The 19,203-nt window shown below is 63.8% G+C and carries 16 protein-coding genes; 11 read left to right on the top strand and 5 right to left on the bottom strand.

Annotated elements, in window-relative coordinates; genetic code table 11:
* Positions 1–50 precede the first annotated feature (50 nt).
* From AAG793_RS04260 to AAG793_RS04295, 8 genes are all read left to right on the top strand, one after another.
* A complete protein-coding gene (locus AAG793_RS04260) occupies positions 51–542 on the top strand; it encodes a flavodoxin domain-containing protein (RefSeq protein WP_341904471.1) in 492 nt (163 codons plus the stop codon).
* 15 nt (positions 543–557) lie between these two features.
* Positions 558–2,135, top strand: a complete 1,578-nt coding sequence (locus tag AAG793_RS04265) for a benzoate-CoA ligase family protein (protein WP_341904474.1) — start codon at positions 558–560, stop codon at positions 2,133–2,135.
* A 163-nt stretch (positions 2,136–2,298) separates the two neighbouring features.
* Positions 2,299–3,498, top strand: coding sequence for an ABC transporter substrate-binding protein (locus tag AAG793_RS04270; protein ID WP_341904476.1), 1,200 nt, complete (start codon positions 2,299–2,301; stop codon positions 3,496–3,498).
* Positions 3,499–3,709: 211 nt separating this feature from the next.
* A complete protein-coding gene (locus AAG793_RS04275) occupies positions 3,710–4,573 on the top strand; it encodes a branched-chain amino acid ABC transporter permease (protein WP_341904479.1) in 864 nt (287 codons plus the stop codon).
* A gap of 145 nt (positions 4,574–4,718) precedes the next feature.
* A complete protein-coding gene (locus AAG793_RS04280) occupies positions 4,719–5,726 on the top strand; it encodes a branched-chain amino acid ABC transporter permease (RefSeq protein ID WP_341904482.1) in 1,008 nt (335 codons plus the stop codon).
* Positions 5,719–6,468 (top strand): ABC transporter ATP-binding protein, encoded by a 750-nt coding sequence (locus AAG793_RS04285; RefSeq protein ID WP_341904484.1) that lies wholly within the window; start codon positions 5,719–5,721, stop codon positions 6,466–6,468. Before AAG793_RS04280 ends, AAG793_RS04285 begins: the two co-directional genes overlap by 8 nt.
* A gap of 2 nt (positions 6,469–6,470) precedes the next feature.
* A complete protein-coding gene (locus AAG793_RS04290; RefSeq protein WP_341904489.1) occupies positions 6,471–7,202 on the top strand; it encodes an ABC transporter ATP-binding protein in 732 nt (243 codons plus the stop codon).
* Between the two features lie 134 nt (positions 7,203–7,336).
* Complete coding sequence (locus tag AAG793_RS04295) at positions 7,337–10,603, top strand: PAS domain S-box protein (RefSeq protein WP_341904491.1); 3,267 nt, start codon at positions 7,337–7,339, stop codon at positions 10,601–10,603.
* A gap of 31 nt (positions 10,604–10,634) precedes the next feature.
* On the opposite strand, the gene AAG793_RS04300 is transcribed toward AAG793_RS04295, so the two are convergent.
* Positions 10,635–11,474 carry an IclR family transcriptional regulator C-terminal domain-containing protein gene (locus AAG793_RS04300; protein WP_341904493.1) on the bottom strand — a complete coding sequence of 280 codons (840 nt, stop codon included), beginning with the start codon at positions 11,472–11,474 and terminating at the stop codon, positions 10,635–10,637.
* 180 nt (positions 11,475–11,654) lie between these two features.
* Between AAG793_RS04300 and pobA the strand changes: the two genes are divergently transcribed.
* The gene (gene pobA, locus AAG793_RS04305; protein WP_341904496.1) at positions 11,655–12,824 is read left to right on the top strand and encodes a 4-hydroxybenzoate 3-monooxygenase; all 1,170 of its coding nucleotides are present in this window, start codon (positions 11,655–11,657) and stop codon (positions 12,822–12,824) included.
* A gap of 66 nt (positions 12,825–12,890) precedes the next feature.
* On the top strand, positions 12,891–13,808 hold the full coding sequence (locus tag AAG793_RS04310) for a CoA transferase (protein WP_341905410.1): 918 nt from the start codon (positions 12,891–12,893) through the stop codon (positions 13,806–13,808).
* A 12-nt stretch (positions 13,809–13,820) separates the two neighbouring features.
* Here the strand turns inward: AAG793_RS04310 and AAG793_RS04315 are convergent, their stop codons facing one another.
* The 4 genes from AAG793_RS04315 to AAG793_RS04330 all read right to left on the bottom strand — a co-directional run bounded on the left by AAG793_RS04315 (position 13,821) and on the right by AAG793_RS04330 (position 18,782).
* Positions 13,821–16,229: a YgiQ family radical SAM protein gene (locus AAG793_RS04315; RefSeq protein ID WP_341904498.1), complete on the bottom strand. Its 2,409-nt coding sequence runs from the start codon at positions 16,227–16,229 to the stop codon at positions 13,821–13,823.
* A 96-nt stretch (positions 16,230–16,325) separates the two neighbouring features.
* Positions 16,326–17,648, bottom strand: coding sequence for a homogentisate 1,2-dioxygenase (gene hmgA, locus AAG793_RS04320; RefSeq protein WP_341904502.1), 1,323 nt, complete (start codon positions 17,646–17,648; stop codon positions 16,326–16,328).
* A gap of 20 nt (positions 17,649–17,668) precedes the next feature.
* Positions 17,669–18,130, bottom strand: a complete 462-nt coding sequence (locus tag AAG793_RS04325; RefSeq protein WP_341904505.1) for a MarR family transcriptional regulator — start codon at positions 18,128–18,130, stop codon at positions 17,669–17,671.
* A 190-nt stretch (positions 18,131–18,320) separates the two neighbouring features.
* Complete coding sequence (locus tag AAG793_RS04330) at positions 18,321–18,782, bottom strand: CHRD domain-containing protein (protein ID WP_341904508.1); 462 nt, start codon at positions 18,780–18,782, stop codon at positions 18,321–18,323.
* Positions 18,783–18,996: 214 nt separating this feature from the next.
* On the opposite strand from AAG793_RS04330, the gene AAG793_RS04335 reads away from it, so the two are divergent.
* Positions 18,997–19,155 (top strand): hypothetical protein, encoded by a 159-nt coding sequence (locus AAG793_RS04335; RefSeq protein WP_341904511.1) that lies wholly within the window; start codon positions 18,997–18,999, stop codon positions 19,153–19,155.
* The last annotated feature ends 48 nt before the right edge of the window (positions 19,156–19,203 follow it).

The following is a 19,203-nucleotide window of genomic DNA, read 5'->3' on the forward strand; positions in this document are numbered from 1 at the left end:
CTTAACTCGATGTCAAGCAGTTTATTGCATCTTTTTCTGGAGACTTGTTGATGAAGCTCAAAATCCTGGTGGGTACCATGACCAGCACCGCCGACTATGTGGCACAGGCGATCCAGATGGATTGCGCCGACCTGGTGAGCGACATCGAAGTCACGCTGATGGACAATCTGGACCACACGGTGTTCAGCCCTGAGCAGGCCGAAAATGCACTTTATCTCATCTGCACCTCCACCTACGGCTCTGGCGACGTGCCCGACAACGCCCGCGCGCTCTATGAATCGCTGGACGCCAACCCGCAGTTTCTCGGGCATGTGCGCTACGGCGTGATTGCATTGGGTGACCGCACCTACCTGCAGACTTTCTGCTTTGGCGGCAAGAAATTCGACGAGCGGCTTGCCGACCTCGGCGCGCAACGCATCGGCGAGGTGTGGTGCCACGACGCCAGCAGCGGCACCATGCCCGAGACAGAAGGCACCGAATGGTGCCGTCAGTGGCTGGAAGGTGCCCTGCAGTCGCTGGCCAGCCCGCAAACCACCGCCTGACGCTTGCCGGCCCGCATGTCCACCAGCCACGCCGACCACAGCACCCGCCCGCTGCGGGTCGAGATTCCCAGACAGTACAACGCCGCGCACGACCTGCTGGTCCGCAATGCAGTGAGGCCGGACAAAGTAGCGTTCATCGACGCCACCACTGGCGAGCAACTGACCTACGGCCAACTGACAGACCGAGCCCACCGCTTTGCCAACAGCCTGCGCGACCAAGGCTTTGCGCCGGAAAGCCGCGTGATGCTGGCGATGCTGGACACACCGCAATGGCCGGTGGCGTTTCTGGGTTGCATCCTCGCGGGTGTGGTGCCGGTCGCGGCCAACACCCTGCTGACCACGCCCGACTTTGACTTCATGCTGCGCGACTCACGTGCCCAGGGCTTGATTGTGTCGAGCGCGCTGCTGCCCAGCTTCGCACCGCTGATTTGCCAGATCCCCACGCTTCGCACCGTCATCGTCGCCGGGGTGGCTGATGCCGGTGCGCACCACTCATTGGCCGGGATGATCGACGCCGCAGCCGCCACGCCGCAGGTGGCCGACACCTGCGCCGATGACGCCTGTTTCTGGCTTTACTCCAGTGGCTCCACCGGAACGCCCAAGGGCACGGTGCACCTGCACAGCCACCTGATCCAGACCGCCGAGCTGTATGGGCGCGGCGTGCTCGGCATCCGCGAAACCGATGTGGTGTATTCGGCCGCCAAGCTGTTCTTTGCCTATGGCCTCGGCAACGCCCTCACCTTCCCGATGAGCGTGGGTGCCACCACAGTGCTGCTGCCCGCGCGGCCCACACCGGCCGATGTGTTTGGCGTGCTCAAAAAATACCAGCCGACCATCTTCTACGGCGTTCCGACGCTCTACGCCGCCCTGCTCGCCGACCCATCCAAGCCGGCGAAGGCCGAGTTGCGGCTGCGCGTATGCGCCAGCGCCGGCGAAGCGCTGCCCGCAGAAATCGGCAAGAAGTGGACGGCGCAATACGGCTGCGAGATTCTCGACGGCATTGGCTCGACCGAGATGCTGCACATCTTCCTGTCGAACCGGCCCGGCGAGGTGCGCTACGGCACCACTGGCCAGGCGGTGCCCGGTTATGAGCTGCGCATCGTTGGCGACGACGGCCAGGATTGCGCCGACGGCGAGATCGGCGAGCTGCAGATCAAGGGGCCCAGTGCCGCCATCATGTACTGGAACAACCGCGCCAAGACCAAGGCCACCTTCGCCGGGGAATGGACTCGCAGCGGTGACAAATACATCCGTGATGCCGATGGCTACTACACCTACGGCGGGCGCAGCGACGACATGCTCAAGGTGGGCGGTATTTATGTCTCGCCATTCGAGGTGGAGGCCAGCCTGATGACGCACCCGGCGGTGCTGGAAGTCGCAGTGATTGGCGTGGCCGATGCCGACCAGCTCATCAAGCCCAAGGCCTATGTGGTGCTGAAGGCTGGACAGTCCGCTTCGGCAGAAGAACTACAGGGCCACGTCAAGCAGCAACTGGCCCCCTACAAATACCCACGGTGGATCGAGTTTGTCGGTGAGCTGCCCAAAACCGCCACCGGAAAAATCCAGCGCTTCAAGCTGCGTCAGAAGGCATGACCGCCAGGTCTTCGCCATTCGCAGACGGTACAGGATTTGCTTTACATCTCAACAATTCAATCTTCAATCTCGGGTTTTACACTAGGGCTTTGCACATGGTGCCGCCTTACCATCGGGCAATCTGTCCCACTGCCGTCACTCACCGTTCACCAAGGAGCTTTCGATGACTTCTCGCCTCACTTCACGCCGTCTGGTCCTGACACGCAGTGCCGCCGTCATTGGCGCTGCCTCCACCGGCTTGTTGCTCCCCGAAATCGTGCGTGCGCAGTCCGGGAAGGTGCGCGTCGGCTTCATGCTGCCCTATACCGGCACATTCGCCCAGCTGGGCGTGGCGATTGAAAACGGCTTTCGCCTGGCCATCAATGAGCAAGGCGGCAAGCTCGGTGGCCGCGAGATTGAATACTTCAAGGTGGACGACGAATCCGAGCCATCCAAAGGCATCGAGAACGCCAACAAGCTGGTGCAGCGCGACAAGGTCGATGTGCTGGTCGGCACCGTGCACTCCGGCGTGCAGATGGGCATCCAGAAAGTCGCCCGCGACAGCGGCGTGCTGAGCCTGATCCCCAACGCCGGTGTACACGCCGCCACGCGCGGCCTGTGCGCACCGAATGTGTTCCGCACCAGCTTCAGCAATTCGCAGCCGACGCTGGCACTGGGCCAGGCCATGGTCGCCAAGGGCCACAAAAAGGCGGTCTGGATCACCTGGAAGTACGCCGCCGGCGACGAGGCTTTCGAAGGCTTCAAGGAAAGCTACACCAAGGCAGGCGGCACCATCGTCAAGGAGCTGGGCCTGCCCTTCCCGCAGGTCGAGTTCCAGGCACTGCTCACCGAAATCGCTGCGCTCAAGCCTGACGCTGTGGCCTGCTTCTTTGCCGGTGGCGGCGCAGCCAAGTTCATCCGCGACTACGCTGCAGCAGGCCTGAAAGGCAAGATTCCGCTCTACGGCTCAGGCTTCCTGACCGAAGGCGTGCTCGAAGCCGCCGGCCCTGCAGCGGATGGCATTGTCACCACCATGCACTACAGCGATTCGCTGGACACGCCACGCAACAAGAAATTCCGCCTCGACTACGCCAAGACCTACAAGGCCCAGCCCGATGTGTACGCGGTACAGGGCTACGACACAGGCCTGTTGCTGATCCAGGGTGCGAATGCCGTCAAGGGCGACCTGTCCAACAAGGCAGCGCTTTACAAGTCCATGGAAGGCGCAGTCATCGACAGCCCGCGCGGCAAGTGGACCATGAGCAAGTCGCACAACCCGATTCAGGACATGTACCTGCGCGTGGTCGAGAACAAGGAAAACAAGGTCATCGGCGTGGCTGCGAAGGCACTGGCCGACAGCGGCGCCGGCTGCAGGATGGGCTGAAGACGTGGCCCCCACGGTTGCTCACTTCGGGTAGCGCCCTGCCCCCCGAGGGGGCCGCCCGCCTGCGGTCTGGCAAAGCCAGTCCCGCGGCTCATGCTGGTGAAAGACCAGACTCTCACGACTCTCACGCTTGCTCGCCACTACGCTGGCATGTCCTTTGCCTGTCGAAGGATGCCTGCCTCGCCACTGGCATCGACCCACTGAACCGTCCATGGACATCGCCAACTTCCTGATCCAGCTGCTCAACAGCGTGCAGTACGGCCTGCTGCTGTTTATGCTGGCAGCGGGCCTGACGCTGATCTTCGGCATCATGGGTGTAGTCAACCTCGCCCATGGCAGCTTTTACATGCTGGGGGCTTATCTGGCCTGGTCGCTCAGCGCGCAGCTGGGCAGCCTGACGCTGGCCATCATTGTCGGCGCGCTGCTGTCGGTGGCATTCGGTCTGGCGCTGGAGTGGCTGCTGTTCCGGCATTTCTACAAACGGGACCACCTCGACCAGGTGCTGCTCACCTTTGGCCTGATCTATATCTTCGAAGAGCTGCGCTCCATCATCTGGGGCGACGACGTGCATGGCGTGACCATCCCGGATCTGCTCAGCGCTTCTGTTCCGCTGACCGACAATCTCTCCTACCCGGTGTACCGGCTCTTCATGTCTGGCGTGTGCATTGCACTGGCGCTGGGTCTGTACCTTCTGATCTCGAAAACCCGCCTGGGCATGAAGATCCGCGCCGGCGCCTTCAACCGCGACATGGCCGAATCGCTGGGCATCAACATCAAGCTGATTCACGCCACCGTGTTCGCACTCGGCGTCGGTCTGGCTGCGGTGGCGGGCATGATCGCCGCGCCAGTGGCCAGCGTCTACCCCAACATGGGCTCGCAGGTGCTGATCATGTGCTTTGTGGTGGTGGTGATTGGTGGCATTGGCTCGGTGCGCGGCGCGCTCATCTCCGCGCTGCTGGTGGGCTTGGTCGATACCTTCGGCAAGGTGCTGCTGCCGCAGGTGGCTGGCATGCTGGTGTACATGCTGATGGCGGCAGTCTTGCTCTGGAAGCCCGAGGGACTTTTTAAACAATGAGCGCATTGATGCCCCCACGGTTGCTCACTGCGTGTAGCGCCCTGCCCCCCGAGGGGGCCGCTCCGCCTGCGGTCTGGCTAAGCCAGTCCCGCGGCTTGGCTGGAATCTTCTCGTCCAACCTGGCCGCTTTTTCTGGACTTGGGGCATGACAAAAGCAAACCTTGAACTGCTGCCACGCGGCGTGCAGGTCACGCTGGCGCTGGGCCTGGTGGCGCTGGTCGCATTCCCGTTCGTCGGCAGCGATTTCTACATGCAGATGGTCACGCGCATGATGATCATGGCGATTTTTGCCATGAGCCTGGATTTGCTGCAGGGCGTGACCGGGCTGGTCTCGCTGGGCCATGCCGCCTACTTTGGCCTTGCAGGCTATGCGCTGGCCTTCCTCACGCCTCAAGGCGAGGCCGTGAGCCTGTGGTGGACGCTGCCCGTTGCCGTTCTGGGTTCCGGGCTGGCCGCGCTCGTCATCGGCTTTTTCGTGGTGCGCACCCACGGCATCTACTTCATCATGGTCACCATGGCCTTCGCGCAGATGGTGTTTTACCTGTTCTTCGACAACAAGGCCCTGGGCGGCTCGGACGGCCTGTACATCAACTTCAAGCCCAGCGCGGCGATTGGCGGCTGGGTGCCGTTTGACCTCGACAGCAAGCTCACGCTGTACTACTTCACGCTGGGCGCCCTTTTGATGGTTTACGTCTTTCTGCGCCGGCTGCTGTGGAGCCCCTTCGGCCGGGCGCTGGCTGGCATTCGTGTGAACGAGCACCGCATGCGTGCCATGGGTTACGGCACCTTCGGCTACAAGCTGACCGCCTTTACGCTGGCCGGCGCGCTGGCCGGGCTGGCCGGCTACCTGTGGGGCACGCAGACCGGCTACATCAACCCCGAGCTGATGGGTTTTCACATGAGCGCGCACGCCATCATGATGGTGATCCTCGGCGGCATGGGCAACTTCGCGGGCGCCATCGTCGGGGCCTTTGCGTTTGAGTACCTGCTTCACGTGTTCAAGGATCTGCCGCAGGTTGGCAGCGTCAACCTGGGCAAGCACTGGCAACTGTGGATGGGCTTTTTCATCGTGCTGCTGGTGGTGTTTGCACCGCGCGGTCTGCTGGGTCTGGCAGAAAGATTCATGAAACGCCGGGGAGCTCCCCATGAATGAGGTTCTGCTCTCGGCCAAAAACCTCACGAAGCGCTTTGGCGGTCTGGCAGCGGTCAACGATGTGTCGGTGGACCTGTGGCGCGACCAGATCCACGCCGTGATCGGACCGAACGGTGCCGGCAAGTCCACATTGACCAATCTGCTGTCGGGCGACCTGCCGCCGACCTCTGGCACCGTTCACCTCGGTGGCCACAACATCACCGGCTGGAGCCCGGAAAAAATATCGGCACAGGGTCTGGGCCGCAGCTACCAGAAGACCAATATCTTCCTGCCTTTCACGGTGTGGGAGAACGTACGGCTCGCCGCGCAGTCCCGCACCCCGCACGCGGCGCGCTGGCTGCAGACCGCCGCGCGCATGAAGGACATCAACACGCGCGCCGAAAAAGCACTGGAACTGGCGGGCCTCACTGCACGGCGGCACAGTGTGGCCGGTGCCACCAGCCACGGCGAGCAGCGCCAGCTGGAGATTGCCATGACACTGGCCACCGAGCCGCAGGTGCTGCTGCTCGACGAACCGCTGGCCGGCATGGGTGTGGCTGAGGCTGAACGCATGGTGGCCCTGCTGCTGACCATCAAGAAGCAGCACGGCATGCTGCTGGTGGAGCACGACATGGATGCCGTATTCACCCTCGCCGACCGGCTGACGGTAATGGTCAATGGCCAGGTGATTGCCAGTGGCACACCGGCCGAGGTCCGGGCTGACTCCGGTGTTCAAGCAGCGTACCTCGGTGAGGAGCATTGAGCATGAGCACCATCAACAGCCCGGCTGAGACACTCATTCACGCGCAGGACCTGAACACTTACTACGGCGCCAGCCACATCCTGCGCGGCATTGATTTCACGGTCGGCCGTGGCGAAACCATCGGCCTGATGGGCCGCAACGGCATGGGCAAGAGCACGCTGCTCAAAAGCATCATGGGCCTGGTCAAGCCGCGCTCGGGTAGTGTCCACATTGCCGGCCGTGCCATGACGGGTGCAGCGCCTTATGAGATTGCGCGTCTGGGCGTGGCCTACGTGCCCGAGGGGCGCGGCATTTTCGGCAACCTGAGCGTGGTGGAAAACCTCAAGATGGCGGCCCGGCCCGGCACACGCGGCCAGCGCGACTGGACGTACGACCGCGTGCTGGACACCTTCCCCCGCCTGAAAGAGCGGCTTGGCCACGGCGGCCAGCAACTGAGCGGCGGCGAGCAGCAGATGCTGACCATCGGCCGCGCATTGCTGACCAACCCCGACGTACTGATACTTGACGAGGCCACCGAGGGTCTGGCACCACTGATTGCGCGCGAAATCTGGCGCATTTGCCAGGTGGTGCGCGAGACCGGCATCAGCAGCGTGATCGTCGACAAGAACTGGAAACACGTCACTCAGATCACCGACCGCAACGTGATCCTGGTCAAGGGCGAAGTGGTCTTTGAAGGCACCTCGCCGGAACTGCACGCCCAGCCCGGCCTGCTGCAGCAATACCTGGGCGTCTGAGCCGGTGCAGGTGGGGCCATCAGGGCCTGCGCGCAATCGACAACGCGCGCCCTGCATGGCATCATGTTGCCATCGCAGGCTGCGCCCTTCTCCGGGCGGCGGCCCCCAAAAGGCACTACGGAAAGAGCTGATGCATGCCGTGGCCCTGGTCACCTGATTCGCGGTTCCAACCCTCTGGCTTCGGTCCTGACACCGGCCGGGATTCCTTCACACGGCTGATCGTCGCGCTCACCGCAGCGCTGGTGGTACTTTCCGGCGTTGCGGTCATCGCCGTCTTGCTCTACTTCCGCGGTGAAACCTTGCGCGCCGGCGAGCGACTGACCCAGTCGCTGGTCCACGTGATCGAAGAGCAGACCAGCCGGACCTTGCAGACGGTGGACCAGCGCCTGCTGCTGGCCGCCAGCCTGATCCAGAAACGCCAGGCCGAGAAAAGCATTGACGTCGTGTCTGCCCGCGAACTGCTGCGCGAGCAACTCAAATCACTACCCTTTGTTCGGGCCATCTGGATCCTGGATGCGCAGGGGCATATCGTTTTCGATTCTGACGTCGGCAACCTCGGGGTTTTGCTCAGCGATCGCGAGTACTTCCAAATCTACCAGCGCGCACCCTCGACCGAGTTCCACATCAGCGCACCGGTGCGCAGTCGCACCACGGGCAACTGGCTCATCAGTGCATCGCATCCGCTTCGCGCAGCCGATGGCAAGGTCACAGGCGTCATCGTCGCCGCCGTCGAGCCACCCTACTTCGACACGCTGTGGCGCGGTATCGAGCTGGGACCCGGCGGCGCCATTGCATTGCTGCGCAGCGATGCGGTGCTGATGATGCGCAGCCCGGCTGACGATGCCGCGATGGGCAAATCGTTTCTGGATCTGCCGCTTTTCACGCAGTACCTCGCGCAAAGCCGCCAGGGCACTTACACCATCACCAGCCCGATTGACGGCATGGAGCGGCTCAATGGCTACCGGACGCTTTCCGCCTACCCGGACCTGATTGTGGTGGTCGGCAGCCCCAACGACGCCATCCTCAGCCCCTGGCGGCGTTTCGCCACCTTTGCCGGACTGATCTGGCTGGCCGCTGCCGCAACGGTGGGCTTGCTCACCGCGCAGCTCTATGCCTACTCGCGCCAGCGCCGGCGCAACGAAGTCCGCTTTCACAGGCTAGCCCAGGCCATGCCGCAGATCGTCTTCATTGCCGACCCGCAAGGCAAGGTCAGCTACATCAGCGACCAGTGGCAGAAGGTGACCGGTCAGCCGGTGGATGCCGCCCTGAACGGCGGATGGGCCCGGTTCATCCACCCGGATGACCGGCAGCAGACGCTGGAGAGCATGCAGCAGATGCGGGTGGCCGAAGTTGAGATCCAGCACGAGCATCGCCTGCTGTGCAGCGACGGCGCCTACCGGTGGCGGCTTGTCCGGGCGGTGCCTAACCGCCATGGCAGCGGGACCGTCAGCTCCTGGTACGGTACCTCGACGGACATTGATGACCTCAAGACCGCCGAAGCGCAGCTCAAGTCACAGGCAGACATGCTGCGGCTGGCCAGCCGTCTCTCCAACGTCAGCGGCTGGCAGATGAGCGCCAGCGACCGCGTGATCGTGTGGACAGATGACGGTGCGCCCGACCTCAACCTCCCGCCGGGGGAGCCCCACACGCTGGCCAACATCCTCCAGCTTTGCAAGACACCCCCTCCCGAGGTGGTGGAACAGGCGGTGGATCGCTGCCTGACCGATGGCACCCCGCTGGACATGGAGGTGGAACTGGTGTCGTCGAACGGGCGGCGGCTCTGGGTTCACTCCATTGCACAGCCCGTGCGGGATGCGGAAGGTCGGATCACAGGGCTTCAGGGTGCACAGCAGGACATCACGGCGCGCATGCTGACCGACCTGCGGCTTCAGGATTTTCTGCAGACCTTGCAGCGCGCTGCCGAGGCGGCCGTTGCCATCACCCAGCACCAGCGTCTGGACGGCCTGCTCCATGAGGTGGCCGAACAGACCCGTCTCATCAGCGGGGCAAGCCGGGCGGTGATCGAGCTGCACGACAACCGGCGCGGCGCCAATACCGCCCGCTCGTCTGCTGTCTCTGAGGCCGACGAGCCGTCGGCTCCGGGTTCGCTGGAAGAAGGCAGCTCGCTGTCCATTCCCCTAACGGGCCGCACCGGATCCATCATCGGCACACTGCGCCTGTCAGACAAACTGCATGGCCACTTCAGCCAGGAAGACGAGTACGTGGTGACGGAGCTGACCCAGCTGGCTGCCATCGCAATTGACAACGTGCGCCTGCTGGCCCAGGTCAGGGAGTTCAACACCAGTCTGGAGGAAAAAGTTGCGCAGCGCACCAGCGAACTGATCCAGCAGGAGGCGCTGTTCCGCACATTGGCCGAGCGGGCGCCGCAGCCGATCTGGACGGTCGACCCGAGGGGTTCGGCCACCTTCTTCAGCAAGGCCTGGTATGACCTCACCGGTGGCTCCCCGCCCGACTGGTACGGCATGGGCTGGATCAACGTGATGCACCCCGACGACCTGCCCGAGATGAGCAGGAACTGGGTACGCTGCAGCAAGACGCTGACGCTGTTCACCGGTATCCGGCGGATCCGTTCACGCACCGGCGCCTGGCACACCATGTCCTACCAGGCCTCGCCCGTGCTCGACGAAAACGGCAAGGTCAACTTCTGGGTCGGGCTGGATGTGGACGTGACGGAAACCAAGGCCATTGAAGACGCCTTGCGGATGTCCAATGCGGAGCTCGAAGCCTTCTCCTATTCAGTCTCACACGACCTGCGTTCCCCGCTCACCACGGTGGACGGCTTCAGCCGCTTGCTGGCCAAGCAGCTGCAGGCCCATGAAAGCAAGAAGGTGCAGCATTACCTGGACCGCATCCAGCAGGGCGTGGCGCGCATGGGGCATCTGATCGAGGGCCTGCTCTCGCTCGCCCAGGTGGCGCGGGTGGAACTGCGCCGGTCGCCCGTGGATTTGAGCGCACTGGCCAGCGAGGTGCTGGAGCGGCTTCAGGCTGCCGCGAAAACACGCCAGGTGGCCTTCCACGTCGCACCCGGCCTGATGGTGCAGGGCGATGGCCGCCTGCTCGCCTCCGTGATGGAAAACCTGCTGGGCAACGCCTGGAAATTCACTGCGAAGCAGGAGCACGCCGAGATCACCGTCGGGCGTATCGAGCCACGCGGTGCGTTCTTCGTGCGCGACAACGGCGCGGGCTTTGACATGGCCTACGCCGACAAGCTGTTTGGCACTTTCCAGCGACTTCATGACGCCAGCGAATTCGCCGGAACAGGCATCGGTCTGGCCACCGTCTCGCGCATCATCGCGCGCCACGGCGGCAAGATATGGGCCGAGTCAGCGCCCGGCATGGGCGCGACCTTCTACTTCACCCTGCCCTCGCCCGACGCCTGACCAGTGTGGCAACGCCCTGCGGTAGGCATCCCTAAAGCAAGGGGCGCAACTCATGCGCCGCATCCAGCAGCAAAGGCAACAGCTCCCGCTGCAGGGCAGCCACCGGCAGCCGCTGCGGTGAGGCCACGACGTTCAGCGCCGCCACAGTCCGCCCGTGCATGTCACGCAGCGGCACCGCCAGTGCCTGCACGCCCAGCTCATGCTCTTCGCTGGCGATGCAGTAGTCGTGCGTGCGAACCTCGTCCATCACCGCCTTCAGCTTGCGCGGATCGGTGGTGGTGTGCAGGGTCAGCCGTGGCAACGGCGCCGTGGCGGTGCGCTGATTGAGCCATTCGTTGAACTGCGTGCGGCTCAACGCAGCCAACAGCACGCGCCCGGTGGAGGTGGCATGCGCCGGCAGGCGCGCGCCGAGGTGCAGGCCATAAGCCAGCACCCGCGCCGGGCCTGTGCCGTCGGCCACAGTCCGCCATTCGTAACCGCTGCGCCCGATGATGACCACTTCATCGCCATCGAGCACAGCCACTGAAAACGACTCCTGGGTTTGCGCCGCCAGCCGGTTCAGCGTGGGCTGCACCGCGCGCGGCAAACGCGCGGTGGCCAGATAGCTGCCGGAAAAACGCAGCACCTTGGGCGCCAGCCAGAAATAGCTGCCGTCGGTCTCCAGGTAGCCCAGATGGGTCAGCGTCAGCAAATGCCGCCGCGCAGCCGCCCGGGTGATGCCGGCACGCTCGGCGGCCAGGGTCGCATTGAGCCGCTGGCGCTGGGTGTCGAAGCTCTCCAGCACCGCCATGCCTTTGGCCATGCCTTCAATCCGGTCGGCCTTGGCAATCGGGAAGGGGCTGGCGGTGGTGTTGAGTCGTGGCGTGGACATTGCGCGATCATCGCACAAGCTCACCGATCATCGGGCAAAGGTGATGAAAAGAAGACGGCGAGCGCTGGCGTCCGGATTCGGCGCCACTTAAGCTGACACGCTCAACTATTGCTACAGAAGGCGCAACGCAAGCATCGGCGGCGCCTGCGATTCCTTCAATCACACAGACAGAGACACACCATGCGCGTACAGGTCGCCATCATTGGCGGAGGCCCCGCCGGACACCTGCTCGGCCAACTGCTGTTCAAGGCCGGCATTGACGCTCTCGTCATCGAGCAACGCAGCCAGGCTTACGTGCTGGGGCGCATCCGTGCCGGCGTGCTGGAGCAAGGCACCACCGATCTGCTGGACGAGGCTGGCGTGGGCGAACGCATGCGCCGGGAGGGGCTGGTCCACGGCGGTTTTGCACTCGGATTCGGTGGCGCACACCACCGCATCGACCTGCAACATCTCACCGGTGGCAAGCAGGTCATGGTGTACGGTCAGACCGAGGTCACCAAAGACCTGATGGACGCCCGCGCCCGCGAGGGTCTGGCGACGGTCTATGAAGCAGACAACGTGAGCGTGCACGACTTCGACACGCCGCACCCCAAGGTGCGCTATGTGCAGCACGGTGTGGCGCACGAAGTTGAATGCGACTTCATCGCCGGCTGCGATGGCTACCACGGCGTGAGTCGGGCCAGCGTGCCGTCGGCTGCACTGAGGACCTACGAGAAGGTCTACCCCTTCGGCTGGCTGGGTGTGCTGTCAGACACGCCACCCGTTTCCCATGAGCTGGTGTATGCCAACCACGAGCGCGGCTTTGCGCTGTGCAGCATGCGCAGCCACACCCGCAGTCGCTACTACGTGCAGTGCACGCTGGACGACAAGGTGGAGAACTGGAGTGACAACGCGTTCTGGGACGAGCTGCGCCGCCGCCTCGCGCCCGAGTTGGCCGAGCGTCTGGTCACCGGGCCATCGATTGAAAAAAGTATTGCACCGCTACGCAGCTTTGTGGCTGAGCCGATGCGCTTTGGCCGCCTGTTTCTTGCGGGCGATGCGGCCCATATCGTGCCGCCCACTGGCGCCAAGGGCCTGAATCTCGCAGCGAGCGATGTGCGTTATCTGTCGCGCGCCATCACCGAGTTTTACGCCGGAAGCGAAGCTGGCATCAATGCCTATTCCGACACCTGCCTGCGCCGGGTCTGGAAGGCGGTGCGCTTTTCCTGGTGGTTCACCTCACTCATGCACAAGTTTCCCGATAACGGCGGCTTCGGCCAGAAGGTGCAGGAAGCCGAGCTGGATTACCTGATTCACTCCAAGGCCGCATCGACATCGCTGGCAGAAAACTACGTCGGCTTACCTGTGTAGGTTTTCAGGTAAATTGGATTGGTTGCAGGCGCCGCCGGTGCCCGCCAAGCCATGACACCCATCGCCATGCCCGCTGCAGCCACCCCCCCTGTTCGCACACCACCACGGCCGAAAACCCTTAAACCCCTGCGCAGCGTGCGCGTGCTGAGCCTGGCGCTGAACCTGCCCGGACCGGCCGCGCTGATGCGCTGCCAGCAGATGGGCGCCACCTGCATCAAGCTGGAGCCTCCCGCAGGCGACCCGATGCGTCACTACAGCCCGCCAGCCTATGCAGACCTGCATGAGGGCGTGAAAGTCATCACCGCCGATCTGAAATCCGACAAAGGCCAGCAGGCGCTGCACAGGCAACTGGCGCGGGCCGACATCCTGCTCACCTCGTTTCGCCCCTCGGCGCTGATCAAGCTCGGCCTCACCTGGAAGGCGCTGCACAAGCAGTACGCAAAGCTGAGTCAGGTGGCCATCGTCGGCAGCCTTGGCGCGGCCGCCGAGGAGCCTGGGCATGACCTGACATATCTCGCGGCCAACGACCTCATCACCGGGCTCGATCTGCCCGCGACGCTCTACGCCGACATGGGTGGGTCATTGATGGCGAGTGAAGCCGTACTGCAGGCGGTGTTGCACCAGCGCAGCCATGAAAAGGGCGTGTATCTCGAAGTCGCACTCTCGTCGGCGGCGGGCTTTATCGCCCTGCCGCGCCAGTGGGGCCTGACCACGGCCAGCGCTGCGGTCGGTGGTGGACACGCCGGTTACCGCATCTACGCCTGCAAGGACGGTCGCGTGGCACTGGCTGCACTCGAGCCCCACTTCGCGGCCAGCCTTTGCAAGGCCGCGGGACTCACCGCATCTGACATGAAAAGCATGTGGAAACCCGAGACCCATCAAGCCATCGCCGACTGGCTGGCCGGCAAGACCCGACGGCAGCTGGATGCGCTGGCGCTGGCCCACGACATCCCCTTGCACACGCTCGCCCCTGACAAGGGGTAGAGCCGCTCCGACTCAGCGCGGCTGACCTGGTTTGCCCGGCTTCCGAACGGGTTTGCCCGCCGTTTTTCCGGCGGCGCCGGGTGTCTTGCCCACGCCGTGATCACGCGGCGGCAAACCGGTGTGTTGCGTCAGGATGCGCCCTTTCACCGGCGTGGTCGTCTTGAGCGCGACGGTGGTCGAGTTCTTGCGACGTGCGCTCTGGTAGCTGCCATCGGTCAGCGGCTGAAAGGTCGGGATCAGGTGGTGCTTGCCGTTGCCAATCAGGTCGGCCCGGCCCATCGCTTTCAATGCCTCACGCAGCACAGGCCAGTTGTTCGGGTCGTGGTAGCGCAAAAAGGCCTTGTGCAGGCGCCGGCGACGCTCGCCACGGACGATGTCGACCTTTTCGCTGTCGCGGCTGATCTTGCGCAGCGGGTTGCGCTGGGTGTGATACATCGCCGTCGCCGTGGCCATGGGGCTCGGGTAGAAGGTCTGCACCTGGTCGGCTCGGAAACCGTTTTTCTTGAGCCAGACCGCGAGGTTCATCATGTCTTCGTCGCTGGTGCCCGGGTGGGCGGCGATGAAGTACGGGATCAGAAACTGCTTCTTACCCGCCTCGGCACTGTACTTGTCGAACATCTGCTTGAACTTGTCATAGCTGCCGATGCCCGGCTTCATCATCTTGGTGAGCGGGCCCTGCTCGGTGTGCTCGGGCGCGATCTTGAGGTAGCCGCCCACATGGTGGGTGACCAGCTCTTTCACGTACTCGGGGCTTTGCACGGCCAGGTCGTAGCGCAGGCCAGAGCTGATGAGAATCTTCTTGATGCCCTTGAGCGCACGCGCGCGGCGGTACATCTTGATCAGCGGGTTGTGGTTGGTGTTGAGGTTCTGACAGATGCCCGGGTACACGCAGCTGGGCTTGCGGCAGGCGGCCTCGATCTCCGGCGTTTTACAGCCAATGCGGTACATGTTGGCGGTGGGTCCGCCCAGATCTGAAATGGCGCCGGTGAAACCCTTGACGTTGTCGCGGATGGCTTCAATCTCGCGGATCACGGAATCCTCAGACCGGCTCTGGATGATGCGGCCTTCGTGTTCGGTGATGGAGCAGAAGGTGCAGCCGCCAAAACAGCCGCGCATGATGTTGACCGAAAAGCGGATCATCTCCCACGCCGGAATCTTGGTGGCGTGGTCGTGGCTGCCGTTTTCATCGGCATAGATCGGATGCGGCGAGCGGGCATACGGCAGGTCAAAGACGTAGTCCATCTCTTCCATGGTCAGCGGAATCGGTGGCGGCGTGATCCACACGTCGCGCGCCGTGGCGCCTTCGCCATGCGCCTGCACCAGTGCGCGGGCGTTGCCGGGATTGGTTTCCAGGTGCAGCACGCGGTTGGCGTGGGCGTAAAGCACCGGGTCACTCTTGACCTGCTCGTAGGACGGCAGACGGATCACCGAGCGGTCGCGCGGCGGCACCTTCACCCGGCCCTGCGCGGTTTGCACGGTGGATGGCAGGCTGGGGTTGGGGACGAAGGTCAGGGGTTTGATGGCCGGGTTGGCTTTCAAGGCTCCGGCTGACTCGGCCTGCGCTGCCACCTCAACCGCCTCTTCCTCACGGGCACAGGTCGCACCCTGCTCGCGCGCCTGCTCGGAAATCATCAGGTAGGGATTGACATGCGCCTCGACTCGGCCCGGCGTGTCCACGCTGGTGGAGTCGATTTCGAACCAGCCCTGGGCGGTTTCGTCGCCACTGCGGCGAATGAAGGCGGTGCCGCGCACGTCAGTGATCTGCGTGACCGGCTCCTTGGCGGCCAGGCGGTGGGCGATCTCGACAATCGCCCGCTCGGCGTTGCCGTAGAGCAGCAGGTCGCACTTGGCGTCCACCACGATGGAGCGGCGCACCTTGTCGGACCAATAGTCGTAATGCGCGATGCGGCGCAGCGAGCCTTCAATGCCGCCCAGCACAATCGGCACGTCCTTGTAGGCCTCGCGGCAACGCTGCGAATACACGATGGCTGCGCGATCAGGCCGCTTGCCGCCCACATCACCCGGCGTGTAGGCGTCATCACTGCGAATCTTGTGGTCCGCCGTGTAGCGGTTGATCATCGAATCCATGTTGCCGGCCGTCACGCCGAAGAACAGGTTGGGCTTGCCCAACGCCTTGAACGGGTCGGCGCTCTGCCAGTCGGGCTGGGCGATGATGCCGACGCGAAAGCCCTGCGCTTCCAGCATGCGGCCGATCACCGCCATGCCAAAACTGGGGTGGTCCACATAGGCGTCGCCGGTGACGATGATGATGTCGCAGCTGTCCCAGCCGAGCACGTCCATCTCTGCCCGGCTCATCGGCAGAAACTTGGCCGTGCCGAAGCGGGCCGCCCAGTACTTGCGGTAGCTGGTCAGCGGCTTGGCGGCGCGTGCAAAGAAGGAGACGTCAACAGGGGCGTTCATGGGTAACCCTTGATTGTAAGGTTGCACCCCGTTTTTCCCGCTTTTTCAGGCCATTAGCCCTTCGATCGGCTGGCAGGAAGACCTGCACTGTCGGATTCAGCGCGAATCACGCGTGAATGTGTCCCTCAAACCCTGCCAGCAGTTCGCATACCCCCTGTCCAGAAAATCGTCCTGCATCGCGAACGGGGTGGGGATAAAGCGGTAGCGGCTCTCGAACATGAAGGCCAGCGTGTCGTCGAGTTTTTGGGGCGCCAGCTTGGCCTGGCTGGCTTTCACGAAGGCTTCCGTGTCCGGGCCATGCGGCACCATGCAGTTATGCAGCGACGCCCCCCCGGGCCTGAAGCCTTCGGGCTTGGCGTCGTACTGGCCATGCACCAGTCCCATGAACTCGCTCATGACATTGCGGTGGTACCAGGGCGGACGGAAGGTGTCCTCGGCCACCAGCCAGCGGGGCGGGAAGATGACAAAGTCGCAATTGGCCGTGCCCGCAGTGTCGGATGGCGACGTGAGTACGGTGAAGATCGACGGATCCGGATGGTCATGGCTGATTGAGCCGATCACCATGAAATTCGCGGTGTCGTACTTGCAGGGCACCAGATTGCCGTGCCAGGCCACCACATTGAACGGGCTGTGCGGCTGGGTACCCGACCAGAGCCGCCCCCCGTATTTTTTAATCAGCTCAACACCTTGCCGGGTTGCAGCGCCGTCGCTGTCGGCTTCAAAAGCGGCCACTGGTGCCAGAAAATCCCGCGCATTGGCGAGGCCATTGGAGCCAATAGGCCCCAACTCTGGCAGACGGAAATGGGCGCCATAGTTCTCGCAGACGTAGCCGCGTGAAGGCCCGTCGGGCAAACCCACGCTGAAGGCCATGCCGCGCGGCACCAAAGCGATCTCGCCGGGCCGGACTTCGAGCACGCCCAGCTCCGTGTTCAGCACCAGCCGGCCCTGCTGGGGCACCAGCAGCATCTCGCCGTCGCTGTTGACCAGTGCGCGCCGCGTCATCGACTGGTTGGCCAGATACACCAGCGCTGCCATGCCGGTCTGCATGTCAGCGTCACCATTGGCGGCCAGCGTGCGCAGGCCGTCCACAAAATCAAACGGCTGCTCAGGCACTGCTAACGGGTGCCAGCGCAAAGGCTCTGGCGGCGTCGCCACACCACCGGCTGCACCGGTGGTCCACAGCGGCTGCGCATACGCCTTGTAAGCACCGGCAACCACAGAGGGCTGGCGGCGGTACATCCAGGTGCGGCGGTTGTCGGCGCGCGGTGCTGTGAAGGCGGTACCCGAGAGCAGTTCAGCATAAAGGCCGTGCGGGGCCCGCTGGGGGCTATTGCGCCCCTGCGGTAAGGCACCCGCGACCGCCTCGCTGGCAAATTCGTTGCCAAAGCCGGACAGGTAGGGAATGTGGTGGTGTGTCATGTTGTCTCTCCGTGGCGTTGTCATTCGCCTGTCGCCTCCAGCCCATCGCTGCTGCCCAGCCGGGCCTGCGCAATCAGGCGATCGAGGATGCTGCTCAGCTGCTTCTGCTCAGCACTACTCAGCACCCCGAAAATTTCCTCATTGCGCTGCGCCACCACTTCCATGGCGCGGCGCCACACCACCCTGCCCTTGGGCGTGAGCGTGAGCACCACGCCACGGCCATCGGTCGGGCTGGCCACCTTGCGCACCAGCAGCTGATCCACCAGCGACTGGGCGGCACGGCTGGCCTGCCCTTTGGTCAGGTTGGCCTTCTGCGCCAGATCCATCACCGAGAGCGGCGCAAAGCTGCCAACAGCCGTCAGGCATCGGCCATCGCTCATCGAAAGGCCGGTACCGCTCAGGTAGGCGCGCTGGCTGACCTGATCGGTCAGCTTGTGCAGCAGGTGCAGGCGGTAGGTCAGGGTTCTGTCGAGTGTGACCATAACGTAACCATGGATGGCTTTGAGGGCGATTCAACTGATGGTTGCGCACGCAACTATAAATCAATCGCAATGCCTGCACAACCTGATGGACCGGTTACGCCTTAGCCTTTTCTCGGCGGATACACCGACAAGAAAAATCGCGCCCACCCCTTTCGGGATGGACGCGACCGCATGCAAGCTGGCAGAAGAATCAGTTGCGCACTGTCATCTGCCCGCGCAGTTCACCCCCCGGATGGGCGGCCGTGTGGATGTTGGCATACCAGCGCCCGGCCAGCAGATCAGCCGCCTGAGCCGGCGTCAGCGTGGCGCTGCCATCCATCGGCGAGCGCACGGGTGAAGGCCAGCCGAGCGCCACGCCGGCATTGGCGCCCACCGCCGCAGGCCCGTGAAAGTGCGCCGCAGTGGCCGGGCCGGTCATGCCCGCATAGCTGACCTTCCAGCGCAGCTGATTGGTGTTCTTGTCAAAAATCGCATCCACCGTGCCCGTACCGGCGCTGGCGTTCGGCGGGACTTCGTTGGCCCCTCGCAGCTGCGTGGTGAATGTCACGAGGTTCGACTCAGGTTTCATCATGGCGCATCCGGCAAGAAAGGTAAGCCCTGAAAGGGCGACGGTTGCAAGCAGGGCGCGGGTGGCGTGGCGGCGAATCAGCATGGTCAGGTCCTCGGAGTTGAAGAACCATTGTCTGGGGCACCCGATGCAGCAGCCGTAGGACAAACCCGATGCGGCTCCTGCACCGCCGACCTGTAGGCCGTTGCCGCCACTTGGGGCCGGGCACTGGTATCGGGCTGGCGTGCCGACTATATTTCAAAGGCTTCGCCGCTTTGTAGCGTTTTGGCGTTGTGATGAAGTTGTGAAAGGACACACCATGAAACACCTTCTGGCCGCCCTGTGCATTCCGGTCATGCTGCTGCTCGCCGGCTGCCCGGACACCAAGCTGCCCAAGCCCCCCTCACAGATTCCGGAGCCGAAGGCGGCAAGCCCGGTCAGCGGCGCGCCTGCCGCGAATGCGCGGACTCCAGCGTGACAAGTACGGTTCGGCGCCTCTCCACCCGCACGGCGACAGCCTGCCTGA

Origin of the sequence: Polaromonas sp. YR568, from assembly GCF_943372955.1 — a bacterium.
Taxonomy (GTDB): domain Bacteria; phylum Pseudomonadota; class Gammaproteobacteria; order Burkholderiales; family Burkholderiaceae_C; genus Polaromonas.

Coding starts and splice junctions, on each gene's coding strand:
- AAG793_RS04260 (WP_341904471.1), top strand. CDS start 51: ATGAAGCTCAAAATCCTGGTGGGTACCATGACCAGCACCGCCGACTAT.
- AAG793_RS04265 (WP_341904474.1), top strand. CDS start 558: ATGTCCACCAGCCACGCCGACCACAGCACCCGCCCGCTGCGGGTCGAG.
- AAG793_RS04270 (WP_341904476.1), top strand. CDS start 2,299: ATGACTTCTCGCCTCACTTCACGCCGTCTGGTCCTGACACGCAGTGCC.
- AAG793_RS04275 (WP_341904479.1), top strand. CDS start 3,710: ATGGACATCGCCAACTTCCTGATCCAGCTGCTCAACAGCGTGCAGTAC.
- AAG793_RS04280 (WP_341904482.1), top strand. CDS start 4,719: ATGACAAAAGCAAACCTTGAACTGCTGCCACGCGGCGTGCAGGTCACG.
- AAG793_RS04285 (WP_341904484.1), top strand. CDS start 5,719: ATGAATGAGGTTCTGCTCTCGGCCAAAAACCTCACGAAGCGCTTTGGC.
- AAG793_RS04290 (WP_341904489.1), top strand. CDS start 6,471: ATGAGCACCATCAACAGCCCGGCTGAGACACTCATTCACGCGCAGGAC.
- AAG793_RS04295 (WP_341904491.1), top strand. CDS start 7,337: ATGCCGTGGCCCTGGTCACCTGATTCGCGGTTCCAACCCTCTGGCTTC.
- AAG793_RS04300 (WP_341904493.1), bottom strand. CDS start 11,474: ATGTCCACGCCACGACTCAACACCACCGCCAGCCCCTTCCCGATTGCC.
- pobA (WP_341904496.1), top strand. CDS start 11,655: ATGCGCGTACAGGTCGCCATCATTGGCGGAGGCCCCGCCGGACACCTG.
- AAG793_RS04310 (WP_341905410.1), top strand. CDS start 12,891: ATGCCCGCTGCAGCCACCCCCCCTGTTCGCACACCACCACGGCCGAAA.
- AAG793_RS04315 (WP_341904498.1), bottom strand. CDS start 16,229: ATGAACGCCCCTGTTGACGTCTCCTTCTTTGCACGCGCCGCCAAGCCG.
- hmgA (WP_341904502.1), bottom strand. CDS start 17,648: ATGACACACCACCACATTCCCTACCTGTCCGGCTTTGGCAACGAATTT.
- AAG793_RS04325 (WP_341904505.1), bottom strand. CDS start 18,130: ATGGTCACACTCGACAGAACCCTGACCTACCGCCTGCACCTGCTGCAC.
- AAG793_RS04330 (WP_341904508.1), bottom strand. CDS start 18,782: ATGCTGATTCGCCGCCACGCCACCCGCGCCCTGCTTGCAACCGTCGCC.
- AAG793_RS04335 (WP_341904511.1), top strand. CDS start 18,997: ATGAAACACCTTCTGGCCGCCCTGTGCATTCCGGTCATGCTGCTGCTC.